Below are 16,327 nucleotides of genomic sequence, written 5' to 3'. Positions count from 1 at the left end.
ATTTATCTTATAGTTTCTTTTTGTAGCTTAATAATTTGTTCTGCAAGTTCGATACCGATTTTCTCTTGCGCATCTACCGTATTTCCACCTACATGAGGAGAAAGTGATAATGCCGGATTCATCAGTAAAGGAAGTTCAGGATTGGGTTCGCTTTCAAATACATCCAATGCTGCTCCCGCTACTTTTCCGGAATCAATAAAATCAATCAGTGTTACTTCATTCATTACACCGCCTCTTGCAGTATTTACAATATAGACGCCATCCTTCATTTTCTCAAACTGTGGAGTGTCTATAATGTATTCATTCGTTCTCGGAGTATTGATACTGATGAAATCTGCTTCTTTAAGGAAAGCGTCCATGTCATTGGTGGAAGTGATTTCAAAATTCACCGACTGTCCGTCAAAGAAGTTCAGGGTCAGGACTTCTGTTTTCGGGCTTCTTGTCAGCACCTGTATTTTCATTCCTAAGGCAATTCCTATTTTTACAACTTCCTGGCCAATGCTTCCAAAGCCAATTACTCCTAATGTTTTTCCTGAAAGTTCATACGCATTACTGAATGACTTTTTCATGGCGTTGAAATGAGTTTCCCCTTCCAAAGGCATTAGTCTGTTTGATTCGTGAAGGAATCTTGCCAATGAAATAAAGTGCCCGAAAACCAGTTCCGCAACGGATTTTGAAGATGCTGTTGGGGTATTGATGATTTTAATTCCCTTACTTTTTGCATATTCAACGTCTATGTTATCCATTCCGATACCGCCTCTGCCTATAACTTTAAGCCCCGGGCAGGCATCAATCAGATCCTGTCTTACTTTTGTTGCACTCCTTACAAGAAGAACATCTACATTATTATCGTTGATAAAATTAATAACGTGATCCTGAGCCACTCTATTGTCCAGAATATTAATTCCGGCGTCTTTTAAAGCCCGTTCTCCTGCTTTTGAGATTCCATCGTTTGCTAAAACTTTCATGTGTTATTGGATTTAAAGATTGAAAAATTTAGATTTTTCAAAATTTTAAAACTAGGCGCAAATTAAGAAATTTAAATTTGTCGCTTCTAAATCTTTCAATCTTTGAATTTCTTTATGCTTAAATTATTTGATAGATTTCATTACATCCACCAATACCTGTACGCTTTCAATAGGTAAGGCATTGTATAAGCTGGCTCTGTATCCGCCAAGGCTTCTGTGTCCGTTTAATCCACTGATTCCTGCTGCTTTCCATGCATTGTCAAATTCTTCTTTCTTGCTTTCATCTGTAAGCTTGAAAGAAACATTCATTAACGAACGGTCTTCTTTTACGCAGAACGTTTCAAATAATGGGTTGCTGTCGATTTCATCATATAAAAGCTTTGCTTTAGCTTCGTTTCTTTGTTCTGCAGCAGCAATTCCGCCATTATTTTCAAGATACTGAAGCGTAAGTAAAGAAGCGTAGATAGGGAATACCGGTGGAGTATTATACATAGATTCTTTGGAGATATGCTGAGAATAGTCCAGCATAGACAGCATATTTTCTCTTCCTGTTTTGCCAAGAATTTCTTTTTTGATCACTACTAAAGTAACACCTGCAGGTCCCATATTTTTCTGAGCCCCCGCATAGATTAAATCAAATTTAGAAAAATCCAGCTGTCTTGAGAAAATATCAGAACTCATATCGCATACCATCAGAGTGTCTACTTCAGGGAAAGATTTCATCTGAGTTCCGTAAATAGTGTTATTGGAAGTACAGTGGAAATAGTCGTATTCTGAACCTACTGTATAACCTTTAGGAATAAAAGAATAGTTTTCTTCTTTTGAAGAACCCAATACATCTACTGTTCCTAATTTTTTGGCTTCTTTGATGGCTCCGGCTGCCCATGTTCCTGTGTCCAGGTAAGCCGCTTTTCCGTCTGCTTTCATCAGGTTATAAGGAACCATGGCAAACTGCATGCTTGCGCCGCTTCCTAAATAAAGAACCTCATAATCGTCACCAAGGTTCATTAATCTTTTTACAATTGCACGTGCTTCGTCCATTACAGCAACGAAATCCTTGCTTCTGTGCGATATTTCAAGAAGAGATAATCCAATACCGTTAAAATCTAAGATTGCCTGTGCCGATTTTTCGAACACTTCCTGTGGTAAGATACATGGCCCTGCGCTGAAGTTGTGCTTTTTGTTCATATTTTTATTTTTTGGTTGCTTCAGGAAATGGAGTCCTTTAGCTGAATTTTTGGTTTTATTGGATTTAGGTTAAAAAAAGCCGCCTCACACATGATGAGACGGAATTTTTTTTATTCGCCGTGTAAGAAAGCTTTCTTATTAAGCAAAGTTTCTTCAGATTCTACATGATCTTCATCCGGAACACAGCAGTCTACCGGACATACCGCAGCACATTGTGGCTCCTCATGGAATCCTTTACATTCCGTACATTTATCTGTAACAATGAAATAAACATCATCACTTACAGGTTCCTGTGGTGCATCAGCATCTACAGTAAGTCCTGAAGGCATTGTAATAGTCCCCTGAAGACTGGTTCCTTCAGAAGCTTTCCAATCTACAGCTCCTTCATATATTGCATTGTTTGGACATTCCGGTTCACAAGCCCCACAATTAATGCATTCATCAGTTATTTTAATAGCCATCGCTAATTTTTTTTAAATTTGCACAAAATTACAAAATATTCCCCAATTTTAAAGTAATTATGAATATCGAAAATCAAGTTTTAGGACTTATTAAATTAAGTGATTATATAAAAGCGTTTTTAGCGAAAAAACCAGAAGATCACAATGAAGATGATGTAAATATTGAGTTATTGTTAAAAAAATCTCAAATAGAAAATCCGTGGTTTGTAGTTGATAATCAGAAATTTGCTTTACAGCAATGGGCAGATCTTCTTACTGAGGTAAGTATTAAAAACTGGCTTAAAAATTATTCAATCTCTGCAACTTCAAAGAGAGTGGGGTTGATTTTAGCCGGAAATATTCCTTTGGTAGGGTTTCATGACGTGATTTCTGTAGTACTCAGCAATCACATCCCTGTAATTAAGTTATCTTCTAAAGACAGGTATTTGATCCCGTTCCTATTAAAAAAATGGAATGAGTTTTCAGATGGCCAGGTGCAGTTTGAATTTGTAGAAAAATTAGCGAATTTTGATGCAGTTATTGCTACCGGAAGCAATAATACAGCAAGATACCTTGAGTATTATTTTAAAAACCATTTAAGTATTATCCGTAAAAACAGAACTTCCATCGCTGTTTTAAAGGGTGATGAAACCAATGAGGAACTGCAGCTTTTGGCGAATGATATTTTTCAATACTTCGGTTTAGGGTGCAGAAATGTGACAAGAATTTTTATTCCTCAGGATTTTGTTATTGATCGCTTATTTGAAAGCTTTATAGGATTCCAGGATATTATCAATCATAATAAATATGCTAATAATTATGATTACAACAGAGCGGTTTATCTTTTGAATCAGGATAAATTCTGGGATAATAATTTTGTGATGCTGAAAGAAGATGATAAATTGTTCAGTCCGCTTTCTGTAATTAATTTCAGCCGATATGAATCGTTGGAGGAGGTTAAAGGCTTTATTGCTGAAAACGAGGAGGATATCCAGTGTATAGTAGCGAAAGATGAGTTGGAATTAAATTCGATTTCTTTTGGTGAAGCGCAGAATCCGGGTCTTGATACCTATGCAGATAATGTGGATACAATGAAATTTTTGGAAGTGGTCTGATTTTCGTATCTTCCATGACCTATTTCACTAATAACAAAATGAATAATATGAAAAAAATATTTTTAGGTCTGGCGATTGTTGGTGCGCAGTTGACGTTTGCTCAGAAAGTAGCGGGGTTGAAGGTTGAGAACAGCCAAAAGAAAGAGCAGCCTGCTACTATAAGTAAGGATAAAGTGAATGTTTATAATGATAATTTTCAGAAATTTATCAAAGCTTTGCATTCTTCGGATTATAAAATTGCAAAGGAGCTGCTTTCTGATAAAGTAAAAGAAATTGTTACTGAGAATGTTCTTAACAAGGTAAAGGACGGAATTGATGCCAACAAAAAACTGGAACCTCTGAAAGTAGGCTATTATGTTAACATGGATGGTGTGAATCATCCTAACATTAAATATAAATATGCCGGAGATTCTGAATCAAAAGAAGTGATAAGCGCTGTATTTGAAGATGATGGAAAGATTCTCGGAGTATTGCCTGCCGGAGTGGAAAAATAAATTTCTATTAATCAAAAAAAATATAACTATGATGACAGATGTTTTAGTCGCTCATTCTACAGACGTAGAGAAAGCGAATTTTTACAAGAAGACGTATTTGCATGTTGCATTATCTATTCTTGCATTTATTGGAGTTGAGACTATTTTGTTGAAAACTGTACCCGTAGAGATTATTGCGATGATGTTTAGCGGAAGATTTACCTGGTTATTAATTATCGGGGTTTTCTGGCTGGCTTCTATTTTAGCTTCTAAATGGTCGCTTTCACAAAGTCAATCCACTCAGTACCTTGGTTTAGGATTCTATATCGTATTGGAGGCGGTGATTTTTTTACCATTGCTTTATATAGCTACTAATGTTGCAGGTGGTGCTAATATCATCTTCCAGGCAGCTACTTTAACAGTGGCTATGTTTGCGGGGATTTCTGCAGTTGCTTTTACTTCCAAAAGAGATTTTTCCTTTTTAAGAAATATCATCATTATTGGTGGATTTATTTCTATCGGATTGATTATCGGAGGAATGGCATTCGGTTTTAATCTTGGATTATGGTTCTCTGTAGGAATGGTAATTCTTGCTTCTGCAACGATTTTATATCAGACAAGTAAACTGAAGGATGCTTATGCTACCAATCAGTATGTAGGAGCGGCGTTACAGCTTTTTGCCTCTATTATGCTTTTATTCTGGTATATCCTGAATATTCTGATGAGCAGAAGAAGCTAATTGAATATCTATTTAACATTAAATAATTGTCCTGGTGAGTTTTCATCAGGATTTTTTATTTGTATGGATCTGTTTTTTTTGTCTCGCAGATTTACGGATTCAACAGATGTTTTTTACTGCAAATGGCACTTTTTGCGTCATGGTACTTGTGCTGTTAGTACAAAATCAGTGGGAAATTAATGTTTGATGGGTAAGAGCCCAAAAAATCCTGATGACATTTCATCGGGATTTTAATTGGATATTCTTTAACGGGCTCAATGCTAAACCCTGCTTCAGTAGGATTTGAAAAGCCTCTGAAGTTCTGTTTCAGTGATAAAAGTAGAAGGGCTGTTAAAGAATAGGGAAGTATAGAGTTGAGGAAAACCTCGGTTGTTTTGTGTTTGAATGGAGAATGATAAAGACTATTTATCAATCGATCCTAAAACCTTTTGGGCAAAAGAATTTAAGGCATCTTTTTCGCTCATTCCATTTTGTACATTAGCATGAACTTCTAAAGCTCCACAAATGTTCGTAATAAGCTCTCCTGCAACATTTAAATCCTCTTCACTTGTTCCTCTGAATTCGCAGAAGCTTTCTAATACTTCTAGTGTTTTTTCTAGGTTCTCAGGGGTTTGATTCTGATAGAACTGTCTGATTACGGGTAATTTCATTATGCTAATTCGTTAAAAAGGTTAATTAAACTTTCAGTCTGGTTAGATTGAACCTGGTTTACCAATTCGCCATTTTTAAAGATAGCGAATGTAGGTAAGTTGTCTACTTTTGCTAATTTTCTGCTTTCAGGAAGTTTTTCAGCATCTACATATAAGAAAGGAATAGATTCGTTCTCAGAAGCTAATTTTTTGAATTTAGGCTTCATGATTCTGCAGTTTCCGCACCATGTTGCGCCATATTGAACAACTACTTTTTCGTTGTCGTTTACTATATTCTGTAATGTATCTTCGGTTAATTCTGTGTACATAATAGGTTAAATTTTAAGAATTAAAATTTAACAATGTAACAATTGAATAGTATATCAATGTACCAATAAAAAAACTATTGTTACAATGACGTATTGTTACATTGTTAAATTAGTAGATTGTTAAATTGAATTAGTTCTTCGCTAAGTATTCTGCAGTAGAAGTTCTGTCAGCTTTCATAGCATCTTTACCTTCTTCCCAGTTTGCAGGACATACTTCACCATGTTTTTGAACGTGAGTGTAAGCGTCGATTAATCTTAAGAATTCTTTTACGTTTCTACCTAGAGGCATATCGTTTACCGCTTCGTGGAAAATTTTTCCAGTTTCGTCGATAAGGTAAGTTGCTCTGTAGGTTACGTTAGAACCGGTGAAGATTTCTTCTCCATCTTCGTTATATTCGAAATCCTGATCTACGATACCTAAAGTGTTAGCCAATTGTCTGTGAGTATCAGCTAAAAGCGGGTAAGTTACTCCTTCAATACCTCCGTTATCTTTTGGAGTGTTCAGCCATGCGAAATGTACTTCGTTAGTATCACAAGATGCACCGATTACTTTAGTGTTTCTTTTTTCGAATTCACCTAAAGCCTCCTGAAAAGCGTGAAGCTCAGTAGGACATACGAAAGTGAAATCTTTAGGGTACCAGAACAAAAGAACTTTTTGTTGGTTTTTTGTAGCTTCTTCAAGGATGTTGATTCTTAAATCATCACCCATTTCAGACATTGCATCGATTGTTAAATTCGGGAATTTTTTTCCTACTAATGACATAATTTTCTGTTTTATATTTAAATTTCTGTTGCAAATATAGAAAAGTTTCATCTATCGAACAAATGAATTTCGATAAATAAAATCTATAATTGTTTTTGATGTGTTATTAAATAAAAGGCCCTGAATTCAGGGCTTTTCATTATTTTATATATGTTAATTGAGATTTTATTGCAAGGGTTATCCGAACTTTTCCAACAGTTCTTTAATTCTCCTCATGGCTTCTCTTAATTCCTCTTCAGAAGCGGCGTAAGAGAATCTGATACATTCCGGACTTCCGAAAGAGAAACCTCCGACACAACCTACATGTGCATTTTCTAACAGGAACATTGCAAAGTCATCAGAATTTTTAATTTCTGTTCCGTTAAGTGTTTTTCCAATATAATATGAAATATCCGGGAAGAAATAGAAGGCTGCCTTTGGAAGCAGAACTTTAAATCCTGGAATCTCCTGAATCAGTTCATATACAAGATCTCTTCTCTTTTTAAAAGCATCAACCATATATCGGTATTCAGATGGATCTGCTTTTAAAGCGGTGATAGAAGCTCTCTGGGCAACGGTATTAGCACCACTTGTCATTTGTCCCTGTACTTTTTCACAGGCTTTAGCCAGCCACTCCGGGCATGCCGAATATCCGATTCTCCATCCGGTCATTGCAAAAGCTTTAGACATTCCGTTGATTACAGCGGTCTGCTCGTAGACTTCCGGAAACTGAGCGATAGAAGTTGTTTTTGTTTCATAATTGATAAATTCGTAGATCTCATCTGAAATAATAGTTACCTGAGGATACTTGGCAACCACTTTAGCAATGGATTTTAATTCATCATAGGTATAATATCCTCCTGATGGGTTACATGGTGAACTGAAAAGAATAGCCTTTGTTTTGTCAGTAATTGCTTCTTCAAGCTGTTCAGCAGTTACTTTGAAATCGTTAACGTAAGATGTTGGAAGGATTACAGAAGTTCCGTCCATCATTCTTACCATTTCGTCATAGCTTACCCAATAAGGAGCAGGAAGTAAAACTTCATCACCATGATTGATGATGGCGGCCAAAACATTTAAAATCGCTTGTTTAGCGCCATTGGAAACACAAATCTGGGTTGGTTTGTATTCTATGTTATTGTCTCTTTTTAATTTATATGCAATCGCCTCACGCAGTTCAAGGAATCCCGGAACAGGAGAGTAGTGGCTATAATTTTGATTGATGGCATCAAACGCTGCCTGTTTGATATTGTCCGGAACATCAAAATCCGGTTCACCAAGGGTTAAGCTGATTACATCAATTCCATTCGCCTTCATCTCCCTTGCTTTATTAGACATTACAAAGGTCTGTGAGTATCCTAGTCTTTTTACTCTATCTGATAGTTTATCCATGTTTTTTTTGAATTTTAACAAATATATAATAAAACGTTTTGCGGGAGAAATAAAAAGGGAACAGGTTTAAAGATTTTTATCAGGTTTAGAAGGTTTCACTATATTTGTAGTTAAGGTGTTTTTTTTGATATAATTTGTATTGGAAAAATTTATTTCCTTAAAAACTTAATTCCATGAAAAAAATATATAAACTTTTACTTTTGGCATTAGCCTGTACAGTATCTGCCCAAAACTATCGTTTTGTGTATGAGTACAAAATGAAATCTGATATTGATCATAAAGACTCCTTGGTTACAGATTATATGAATCTGGATTCCGATGGGAAGAAATCTTATTTTTATAATGCAGTGAAATATGAAAGAGATTCTGTTTACCAGGCAGATAAAAACCTTAAAGTTCTTTTTAAGAGTAAAAACTATGACAGAAGCTTAAGTTATATCATTGAAAAGGACTACTCGAAAAGAGAGGCCAATTTATATGATAAATACAAAACGGCCAATCTTGTGATTACAGATTCTGAAGTCCCAAAATGGTCTGTAGAGAAAGAATTTTTAAATATCAATGGAATGAATTGCCAGAAAGCGGTTGCCCGATATAAGGGCAGAGAATGGGAAGCATGGTTCTCCAAAGATTATCCTATCAGCGATGGTCCTTACAAATTCAATGGTCTTCCAGGGATTGTAGTAAGGATTAAAGATATCGATAATGAGCATGTTTTTAATATGATTCAGGTGAAAAAAGTAAACTCCATATTTAGCTTTGTTCCTAAAAACAATAAGAAAATGTCTGACAAGGAATATAGAAAACTTCTGAAAGATGATATTTTCAGCCCCGAAGATATTGAGAGTATCAATATAGACGGACAGACAGGGAAGATGGGAGTGCAATTGAAAGATGGATATGCTACTCAATTGGATATGAGTCTGATTAAAAAAGCCGGTAAGGGAAATGAAGATGCAGAATTGGGAAGACTGCTTAAGAAAAGTAATAATCCTATTGAAAAAGAAACAGCAGATTAAAAAGAAACTTGTATTATTTTTTGAGATACTCTTTCTGAAAATTTGAATAAAGCCAATAAAAACTTATTTTTGCGGATTATAATAATTCACATGTCTACATCGTTACTATTAAAATATTTTCCGGATCTTACCGAAACTCAGTTGGAACAGTTTGCAAAACTGGAAACCCTGTACAATGAATGGAATGAAAAGATCAACGTAATTTCCAGAAAAGATATGGAATCGTTGTATGAAAAACATATCCTTCACTCGTTGGGAATAGCAAAAGTAATGGAATTTGCACCTGGAACCAAAGTTCTGGATATCGGAACCGGAGGTGGTTTTCCTGGAATTCCTTTGGCTATCCTTTTCCCTGAAGCGGAATTTACCCTGATCGACTCCATTGGTAAAAAAATCAGCGTGGTCAATGCTGTAGCAGAAGGAGTAGGGTTGAAAAATGTTACGGCTATCCACGGAAGAGCAGAAAAATTAAAAGAGAAATTCCACTTTGTAGTCAGTAGAGCAGTAACCCAGATGCCGGAATTTTTAAGATGGCTGAAAGGGAAATTTGAAAAAGAACAGTTTAATCCTAAACATAACGGAATTTTATATTTAAAAGGAGGAGATCTTGCAGAAGAACTTGCCGGAATTAAATGCGAAATTTTCAACCTGAAACAATATTTTGAAGGAGAATTTTTTGATACTAAAAAAGTGGTTTACTTATCAAAAGGTAATTTTAATTCCTGATTTCACTTAAAATAGGAATAATTTTTGCTAAATATAAATTAATAATCAGGAAATTGAAAAAATATGAAAAAGCTTCTAAATATTGGATTTTCCGCATTATTGTTTGGTTTAGTATTGGTTTCGTGTAATGACGATGATGATTATCAAACCATTGAATCTATTGGCAAAATCAAGATAGACAGCGTGAAAATCACCAGAGATACCATGGATGTTTTAGCCATACAGCAGATAAAGACTTATTCTGCTTATCCATCTAAGTGCCAGGGGTTTTATGGGTATGATTACATCTATAGTGGTGAACTTGAAAGATCAGTGACGGCTTACAAATATGTAACCAATGGTCCCTGTTCTCAAAATATGTATACCGCTGCAAATCAGATTAACTTTAATCCTCAGAAAAAAGGAAAATACAGCTTTAAATTCTGGAATGGCGGAGATAACTGGATTACAAAAACGATTGTGGTGAAATAATGAGATTGATGTTTGTGTTTTGTCTGTTATCTGCCCATTGGGTATATGGACAGAAAATTATCTGGCAGGAAGGGCAGAAACTGGTATGGGATAATTTTAAAAGCCCGGTCAATAGAAGGAACAATCCTGATGTTGCAGCGTACACCAATTGCGGCTGGGAATATTCCGTAGTAAAATCCAGTAATCCGAAGTCGCCGGTAAAAATTGAAATAAAAACGATTTTCAACGAAGATAAATCCTGGAAGGATATCAAAAAGATTAACGATTATATTCTACTGCATGAGCAGAAACATTTTGATATCGCAGAACTTTTTGTAAGGAAATTCAGAAGATCTGTTGCTGAGAACATCAGGAACTCCGGTGATTATGATAGGTTATTTAAATCTATTTATAGCCAGATATCCAATGAATATAAGAGTTTTCAGATAGCCTATGACCGGGATACACGTCATGGAATGAATGAAAACAAACAAGCAGAATACAATGTTGCTATTTCCAAAGAATTAGAAAACCTTAAAAGCTACCAAGCCCCTTGAAATTCCTCAATAAGATCATTCACGAACTGTTGGCACAAAACCCGGATCTTTCGGCGTTCAATATCATTCTGCCGGGAAAACGTCCGATTGTATTTATCAGACAAATTCTGGAGGAGAATAATTATTCAGGATTTCTCCCTAATTTTTTTACAATTGAGGAGCTGATCAATACTATTGCCGACAGGCAGGTCATTCAGGGTATTCCACTCTGGCTTTTTTCATTTAATGTTTACAGAAGCTTAAACCTGATTCCAAGAGATGATTTTTCGGACTTTCTGAAGTGGTTTCCAACCCTGCAGAAGGATTGGGACGATATTCTGAAATTTTCAGACAGTGATGAAGCTGTTTTGCAATACATGTTTGATGAGGAAAGGATCAAGGAATGGGCTCAGAACCTGGGTGAGGATGATGATGTACCGAGAAGGAAATTCCTTAATTTCTGGCAGAATATGAATATTTTCCTTCCTGAATTAAAAAGCAGGCTGCAGGAAAAAAACTGGGCGACCTCAGGAATGATTCACGAGGCTGCTAAGGCCAGTATTCTGGATTTTGCGAAGAATACCCAGGAACATTTCGTATTCTGCGGATTTAATGCCTTTACGCCGGTTGAAGAAAAACTCGTAAGAAGTCTTTTGAAGTGGAATAAAGCTCAATGCTTTTTCCAGGCAGACCAGTATTACTTTAATGATGAGAGACAGGAGGCAGGGAAATTCCTCAGAAATCATAAAACATGGAAAGAATTTGATGATAACAGGGCTTTTCAGTGGATAGAAGATGATTTTAGCCAACCTAAAAAGATCAAAGTCTATGAAGTATCCGGAAATGTCACCCAGACGAAAGTACTGCCGGAGATCTTTAAGGAAATCAATAATAAGACCTATTCCAATACAGCAGTAGTGCTGCTGGATGAGAACCTTCTTCCTGCCAGTCTGGACGTTATGCATGGAGTAGATAATCTGAATATTACAATGGGGTTTCCATTGAAGAACCTTTCTTTTTCCAATGCGGTAAAACGACTTTTTTATCTGCAGAAACAACTGGAGAAGAACAAAACATCATATTATTACAGAGATGTATTTCCCATACTGGAAGAACTTCCGAAATCTGCTAAAGATGGATTAATCATCAATGATTTTAAGACGAAAATAGAAGAAAGAAATATTGTTTATATTTCTCAAAAACTGCTGAACGAACTTTTAGGAGAGTTGTCTTATTTTGGACTTCTTCAGAAAGCAGCAGGAACGCATGCTTATCTGGATATTCTTATTTCATTCTGTCATCAGGTAAAATGGTTGGAAATAGATGATATTCAATATGAAAACGTTTCTCACTTTGAGAATGCCTTTAGGGTCATCAAGAACCAGCTGACTCCTTACAATATTGAGATCAAAATGGAAACCCTGGAGATTTTGATCAACCAGCATATCAACTCTGAAAGTATAGATTTTCAAGGGGAACCTTTACGTGGCCTGCAGATCATGGGATTACTGGAAACACGTCTGCTGAATTTTGAAAATGTGATTTTGCTTTCAGTAAATGAAGGAAAGCTTCCGTTGGGGAACTCACAGAATACCTATATTCCTTTCGATATCCGAAGATTTTTTGATCTTCATACGTTTTTGGAAAATGACAGTATTTACGCTTATCACTTTTACAGACTTATTCAGGATGCTCAAAATGTCCATTTGTTGTATAATGCTTTGAGTTCAGGAGTGAATACCGGAGAAAAAAGCCGTTTCATTACACAGATCGAAATGGAAAGCTCTCATCAGATCGAGCATCTGATTATTGAGAATGCTTCAGACCCCATCGTCACCAAACCTATAGAAATTTCCAAGACGGAAATTGTAAGGGAAAGACTTCAGAAGTGGAAAGAAAAAGTGTCAGCTTCCCACCTTACAAGTTATCTTTATAATCCTATTGATTTCTATCTGTCCAAGATTCTGAACACTTCGGAATCGGATGAAATTGAAGAAGAACTTTCAGTAAAGAATTACGGAAATTTAGTGCATTATTCACTTCAAGAAGTCTATGAGGGATTGAAAGGTAAGATTTTAAAAGAAAGTGATTTACAAAAATCAATTAAAGCGATAGATCAATTTATAAATATTGCTATTGAGAAGCTTAAACACCAGCAGGAGTTCTATGAAAAAGGGATGAATTATATTCACAAAGCCATTGCAAAAAAGGTGATTGAAAATATACTGAATTATGATCTTGATCTACTCAGACAGGGAAATAAATTAGAGATCATTGATATTGAAAGGAGGTTTGAAAATGTAGAGTTTTATCTTGACGGAAATGATAAAATTTCGTTCTTAGGATTTATTGACCGGATCGATAAGCTGAACGGTACCTTAAGGATCATTGATTATAAAACGGCTAAAATTAAAAACCTCCATGTAAAAATTGATGCGGATAATGTAGAAGAGTATTTCCATAACAGTGACAGAAAACAGGCATTACAGCTCTGTATCTATCATTATGTAGTGCAGCATCTTCCTGAGTTCTGGGGTTTCCCGATTGAAACCGGGATCTGGAGCTTTGCTGAAGCCAAAAAAGGAATGGTTCCGCTGGTATTTGACAAAGGAGATATTGATGATGCCATGAGATCTGTTAAAAGTCTTATTCTGGAAATCCTGAATCCTGATATCAACTTTGTGGAAAGTATAAAATCTTACTAAGCTTAGAATTTTCTTCACGGATAATTGGTCTATGGATACCTTTATGAGAGTTCATTTATTTTTCCCGTAGATTAACTTAATACACAGGTTTTTAAGTAATATCTGTCCTCTTTGTCTTTCCATTAGAAATTCAGCCTCAGGTTATTTTTAGTTTCTCACAGATCAGGTTGTGAATCTGAATGATTACAAAAGCAAATATATTTTGAGGTTTTATTTTAGTGAACAAAGATGTAGCCTTCTGTAATGCTCAAAAAGAATAAAATGATTTTTGACTGGCTTTTATGGTATAATTGTATATTTACTCTAAAATTTTCTTATACATAAAAACAGGCTGTCTCATGAAAAAACTCCTGGTTTTGGGAACCATAATTCTTTCCCTTTTTCTTAAATCACAGCAGATCAACGATTCCCTGAATATCAGATTGCAAAATGTAACGAAGGATACAAAATTTGGCTTAGCTCTGAGTGGAGGAGGCGCAAAAGGATTTGCTCACATTGGTATCCTAAAGATGATAGATTCCCTTGGAATAAAGGTGGATTATATTACAGGAACCAGCATGGGAGGAATTCTGGGTGGTTTATATGCAATGGGATATAATGCTGATGAATTAAAGAAAACCATTTATAAAGTTGACTGGAACAGAATTTTAAGCAATAAAATCCCTTACAGCAAGGTGAATATCAGTGAAAAGGATGAATATGACAAATATATTCTGGAGTTTCCTGTAGTCAAAGGATTTCCCACCCTTCCCAGCTCTTATATTGAAGGGCAGTATATGGGAGAGGTCTTGAATACGCTCACGTTTAATGCAAAACATATCAATGATTTCAGTAAACTGAGAATTCCTGTAGAGCTTACTTCTTCAGATATTGAAAACGGAGGGCTGATCATGCAGAAAAAAGGATCCCTGCCACTGGCTATTCGTTCTACATTGGCTATTCCTGCTGCTTTTGCTCCAGTTTATATTGACGGAAAATTATTGGTAGATGGTGGTTTGGATCGAAATTATCCGGCTAATGAAGTTCGCCAGATGGGAGCCGATTTTGTCATCGGTGGGTATACAGGTTTCAGACTTTTTACCAAAAAAGAAATTGAAAATCCCATGAAAATGATCTACCAGACACATGCGATCCGTTCTGTGGAAGATTTTAAACATCAGAAGGCCTTATCCAATATTCTGGTAGACTTTGTAGATCCTTTGGGAGATATTACTACAAAAGACTTTGCGAGGTTCAGAAAGATCATTAAAATAGGAGAAGTAGAAGCCAGAAAGCATCTTCCTGAGTTTGTAGCCTTGGCAGAAGTTCAGAAAAAATTGGGAATCAGGTATGAACATGAAAAAATTGAGGAAGTAAAGCTTCCCACAACAAAATTCACGTTTAACGAAGAAAACGGAACTTCACTTACTGATGAAGTCGAAATTGCCGTTATTAAAAAAGAACTTGGGCTTACGGAAGGGAAGTATTATGATGTGAAAACCGTCAATGAAGCAATAGACAGGGTGTTTGGAATGCGTCAATACGAAAAAGTATACTATACCTATACCCATGAAGGAGATGGCCTTACCATGAATATTTTCGTTAAAAAAGCAAAGAAAGGAGCCTTTAAACTTGCGCTTCACTACGATACGGAACAGTCGGTGGGTATTATTGTAAATTATACTTACAGAAATATCCTGGCAAACAGATCCAGATTTCTTGCTACTATTGATATTTCGGAACGTTTTAAGGCACGTCTGGCTTATCAGTGTTTCCTGGGGAGCGGTGACCGTTGGTGGATAGATCTTGAAGCGAAAATGGTTCATCTTAAAAGTAATGATTTAATTTTTAGGACATTTGGATATGATGATTACACTACAAAGTTCCCTAACCACATGTACCGGAATATTACTGGAAAAGTAGCGTTAAATTACAATATTACACCTAATGCTTTTATCTCTGTGGGAACAGAATTCAGTACTGAAAGGATGTATACATTGCTGGATAAAATAGATCAGGCAAAGGCCGATAATTTTAGCAAAAAGCTTTATAATCACAGCAATTTTAATGCGTTTCTGAAGTTTGAACAGAATAATCTGAATAAGAGATACTTTTCTACCAGAGGGAATCATCTTCAGATAAGTACAAGACTGTATTTTGGAGAGCAGTATAATTTATATGATCTGCAAGTGGTACAGCCTCAGTTATATCCGATTTTAAACCCTAAGACTCCTGGTTATCTTGTTCCTGAAAATTTGGTATCTTTTACCCTGAACGAAAATTTTGCCTATCCTATTACAAGAAGACTGGCTGCAAAGGTTAATCTGTTCCTGGGAACAAGCTTTGGTGCATACAGAGAAGACACAGTACCTTACTTTTTCCTGAATCAAAAATATAATTTAGGGGGGAGTGAGTATAATTATGATATATTAAATCCTGAGTTTAACGGACTTCGTCAGAAAGAATTGCCAATGAATTCTGTAGCAAAGGCAGGTATATCACTTCAGTACAGAATTATGAAAAGATTATACTTAACGCCTTCATTCAGCTACGGAAAGGTGAGTGAAGAGTTTTCGCCTTTCAATGATAGTTTTGAAATGTTTGGATATGGGGTGAACTTGGGATATGAATCTCTCATAGGGCCAATTAATATTAATATTTCCAGAAATAATCAGCTTGATTTTTCAAGAATATATTTCAGTGTTGGGTTTAAGTTTTAAGGAAGTAAGGAAGTTGGAAGCAGGGAGAGGGAAGAGCTCGGGATTAAGGCTATAGCTGTACCTCAGTTTTATCAGTTCAAGAAAGTTTTAAGGAAGTAAGGAAGTTGGAAGCAGGGAGAGGGAAGAGCTCGGGATTAAGGCTATAGCTGTACCTCAGTTTTATCAGTTCAAGAAAGT

The 16,327-nt window shown here is 35.8% G+C and carries 16 protein-coding genes; 9 read left to right on the top strand and 7 right to left on the bottom strand.

What is annotated here, in order from left to right; genetic code table 11:
• Positions 1-2: 2 nt before the first annotated feature.
• The 3 genes from M2372_RS16935 to M2372_RS16925 all read right to left on the bottom strand — a co-directional run bounded on the left by M2372_RS16935 (position 3) and on the right by M2372_RS16925 (position 2,617).
• The gene (locus M2372_RS16935; protein ID WP_115968970.1) at positions 3-968 is read right to left on the bottom strand and encodes a D-2-hydroxyacid dehydrogenase; all 966 of its coding nucleotides are present in this window, start codon (positions 966-968) and stop codon (positions 3-5) included.
• Between the two features lie 123 nt (positions 969-1,091).
• Entirely contained in the window at positions 1,092-2,156 is a 1,065-nt protein-coding gene (serC, locus tag M2372_RS16930) for a 3-phosphoserine/phosphohydroxythreonine transaminase (protein WP_115968968.1), read from the bottom strand.
• A gap of 110 nt (positions 2,157-2,266) precedes the next feature.
• On the bottom strand, positions 2,267-2,617 hold the full coding sequence (locus tag M2372_RS16925; RefSeq protein WP_115968966.1) for a 4Fe-4S binding protein: 351 nt from the start codon (positions 2,615-2,617) through the stop codon (positions 2,267-2,269).
• Positions 2,618-2,676: 59 nt separating this feature from the next.
• Between M2372_RS16925 and M2372_RS16920 the strand changes: the two genes are divergently transcribed.
• From M2372_RS16920 to M2372_RS16910, 3 genes are read left to right on the top strand one after another with little or no spacing between them, the layout of a single operon-like run.
• On the top strand, positions 2,677-3,711 hold the full coding sequence (locus M2372_RS16920) for an acyl-CoA reductase (protein ID WP_123319406.1): 1,035 nt from the start codon (positions 2,677-2,679) through the stop codon (positions 3,709-3,711).
• Positions 3,712-3,758: 47 nt separating this feature from the next.
• Positions 3,759-4,205 carry a peptidylprolyl isomerase gene (locus M2372_RS16915; RefSeq protein WP_228455703.1) on the top strand — a complete coding sequence of 149 codons (447 nt, stop codon included), beginning with the start codon at positions 3,759-3,761 and terminating at the stop codon, positions 4,203-4,205.
• Positions 4,206-4,233: 28 nt separating this feature from the next.
• On the top strand, positions 4,234-4,923 hold the full coding sequence (locus tag M2372_RS16910; RefSeq protein WP_115969189.1) for a Bax inhibitor-1 family protein: 690 nt from the start codon (positions 4,234-4,236) through the stop codon (positions 4,921-4,923).
• Positions 4,924-5,324: 401 nt separating this feature from the next.
• Here M2372_RS16910 and M2372_RS16905 read toward each other — a convergent pair whose 3' ends face one another.
• The 4 genes from M2372_RS16905 to M2372_RS16890 all read right to left on the bottom strand — a co-directional run bounded on the left by M2372_RS16905 (position 5,325) and on the right by M2372_RS16890 (position 8,015).
• On the bottom strand, positions 5,325-5,573 hold the full coding sequence (locus M2372_RS16905) for a DUF6952 family protein (RefSeq protein WP_002980002.1): 249 nt from the start codon (positions 5,571-5,573) through the stop codon (positions 5,325-5,327).
• Positions 5,573-5,881 (bottom strand): co-chaperone YbbN, encoded by a 309-nt coding sequence (locus M2372_RS16900; protein ID WP_115968961.1) that lies wholly within the window; start codon positions 5,879-5,881, stop codon positions 5,573-5,575. The genes M2372_RS16905 and M2372_RS16900 overlap by 1 nt, the downstream gene beginning before the upstream one ends.
• Positions 5,882-6,011: 130 nt before the next feature.
• The gene (locus M2372_RS16895) at positions 6,012-6,644 is read right to left on the bottom strand and encodes a peroxiredoxin (RefSeq protein WP_115969187.1); all 633 of its coding nucleotides are present in this window, start codon (positions 6,642-6,644) and stop codon (positions 6,012-6,014) included.
• Between the two features lie 177 nt (positions 6,645-6,821).
• Positions 6,822-8,015 carry a pyridoxal phosphate-dependent aminotransferase gene (locus M2372_RS16890; RefSeq protein WP_123319405.1) on the bottom strand — a complete coding sequence of 398 codons (1,194 nt, stop codon included), beginning with the start codon at positions 8,013-8,015 and terminating at the stop codon, positions 6,822-6,824.
• Between the two features lie 173 nt (positions 8,016-8,188).
• Here M2372_RS16890 and M2372_RS16885 point away from each other — a divergent pair, with 173 nt between their 5' ends.
• From M2372_RS16885 to M2372_RS16860, 6 genes are all read left to right on the top strand, one after another.
• Complete coding sequence (locus M2372_RS16885) at positions 8,189-9,034, top strand: GLPGLI family protein (protein ID WP_123319404.1); 846 nt, start codon at positions 8,189-8,191, stop codon at positions 9,032-9,034.
• Between the two features lie 90 nt (positions 9,035-9,124).
• Positions 9,125-9,760 (top strand): 16S rRNA (guanine(527)-N(7))-methyltransferase RsmG, encoded by a 636-nt coding sequence (gene rsmG, locus M2372_RS16880; RefSeq protein ID WP_123319403.1) that lies wholly within the window; start codon positions 9,125-9,127, stop codon positions 9,758-9,760.
• 63 nt (positions 9,761-9,823) lie between these two features.
• Positions 9,824-10,231: a hypothetical protein gene (locus tag M2372_RS16875; protein WP_123319402.1), complete on the top strand. Its 408-nt coding sequence runs from the start codon at positions 9,824-9,826 to the stop codon at positions 10,229-10,231.
• Between the two features lie 8 nt (positions 10,232-10,239).
• A complete protein-coding gene (locus M2372_RS16870) occupies positions 10,240-10,767 on the top strand; it encodes a DUF922 domain-containing protein (RefSeq protein WP_228455702.1) in 528 nt (175 codons plus the stop codon).
• A complete protein-coding gene (locus M2372_RS16865) occupies positions 10,764-13,451 on the top strand; it encodes a PD-(D/E)XK nuclease family protein (RefSeq protein ID WP_123319400.1) in 2,688 nt (895 codons plus the stop codon). Before M2372_RS16870 ends, M2372_RS16865 begins: the two co-directional genes overlap by 4 nt.
• A 338-nt stretch (positions 13,452-13,789) precedes the next feature.
• The gene (locus M2372_RS16860; RefSeq protein WP_123319399.1) at positions 13,790-16,150 is read left to right on the top strand and encodes a patatin-like phospholipase family protein; all 2,361 of its coding nucleotides are present in this window, start codon (positions 13,790-13,792) and stop codon (positions 16,148-16,150) included.
• Positions 16,151-16,327 lie beyond the last annotated feature (177 nt).

The organism is Chryseobacterium sp. BIGb0232 (assembly GCF_024810195.1).
Lineage (GTDB): Bacteria > Bacteroidota > Bacteroidia > Flavobacteriales > Weeksellaceae > Chryseobacterium > Chryseobacterium pennae.
The sequence above is the reverse complement of the archived record's forward strand: the minus strand, read 5'-3'. Positions and strand labels throughout refer to the sequence as shown.

What these genes read in the sequence shown, in the direction of transcription:
- M2372_RS16935 (WP_115968970.1), bottom strand. Translation starts at nt 968, where the DNA reads ATGAAAGTTTTAGCAAACGATGGAATCTCAAAAGCAGGAGAACGGGCT.
- serC (WP_115968968.1), bottom strand. Translation starts at nt 2,156, where the DNA reads ATGAACAAAAAGCACAACTTCAGCGCAGGGCCATGTATCTTACCACAG.
- M2372_RS16925 (WP_115968966.1), bottom strand. Translation starts at nt 2,617, where the DNA reads ATGGCTATTAAAATAACTGATGAATGCATTAATTGTGGGGCTTGTGAA.
- M2372_RS16920 (WP_123319406.1), top strand. Translation starts at nt 2,677, where the DNA reads ATGAATATCGAAAATCAAGTTTTAGGACTTATTAAATTAAGTGATTAT.
- M2372_RS16915 (WP_228455703.1), top strand. Translation starts at nt 3,759, where the DNA reads ATGAAAAAAATATTTTTAGGTCTGGCGATTGTTGGTGCGCAGTTGACG.
- M2372_RS16910 (WP_115969189.1), top strand. Translation starts at nt 4,234, where the DNA reads ATGATGACAGATGTTTTAGTCGCTCATTCTACAGACGTAGAGAAAGCG.
- M2372_RS16905 (WP_002980002.1), bottom strand. Translation starts at nt 5,573, where the DNA reads ATGAAATTACCCGTAATCAGACAGTTCTATCAGAATCAAACCCCTGAG.
- M2372_RS16900 (WP_115968961.1), bottom strand. Translation starts at nt 5,881, where the DNA reads ATGTACACAGAATTAACCGAAGATACATTACAGAATATAGTAAACGAC.
- M2372_RS16895 (WP_115969187.1), bottom strand. Translation starts at nt 6,644, where the DNA reads ATGTCATTAGTAGGAAAAAAATTCCCGAATTTAACAATCGATGCAATG.
- M2372_RS16890 (WP_123319405.1), bottom strand. Translation starts at nt 8,015, where the DNA reads ATGGATAAACTATCAGATAGAGTAAAAAGACTAGGATACTCACAGACC.
- M2372_RS16885 (WP_123319404.1), top strand. Translation starts at nt 8,189, where the DNA reads ATGAAAAAAATATATAAACTTTTACTTTTGGCATTAGCCTGTACAGTA.
- rsmG (WP_123319403.1), top strand. Translation starts at nt 9,125, where the DNA reads ATGTCTACATCGTTACTATTAAAATATTTTCCGGATCTTACCGAAACT.
- M2372_RS16875 (WP_123319402.1), top strand. Translation starts at nt 9,824, where the DNA reads ATGAAAAAGCTTCTAAATATTGGATTTTCCGCATTATTGTTTGGTTTA.
- M2372_RS16870 (WP_228455702.1), top strand. Translation starts at nt 10,240, where the DNA reads ATGTTTGTGTTTTGTCTGTTATCTGCCCATTGGGTATATGGACAGAAA.
- M2372_RS16860 (WP_123319399.1), top strand. Translation starts at nt 13,790, where the DNA reads ATGAAAAAACTCCTGGTTTTGGGAACCATAATTCTTTCCCTTTTTCTT.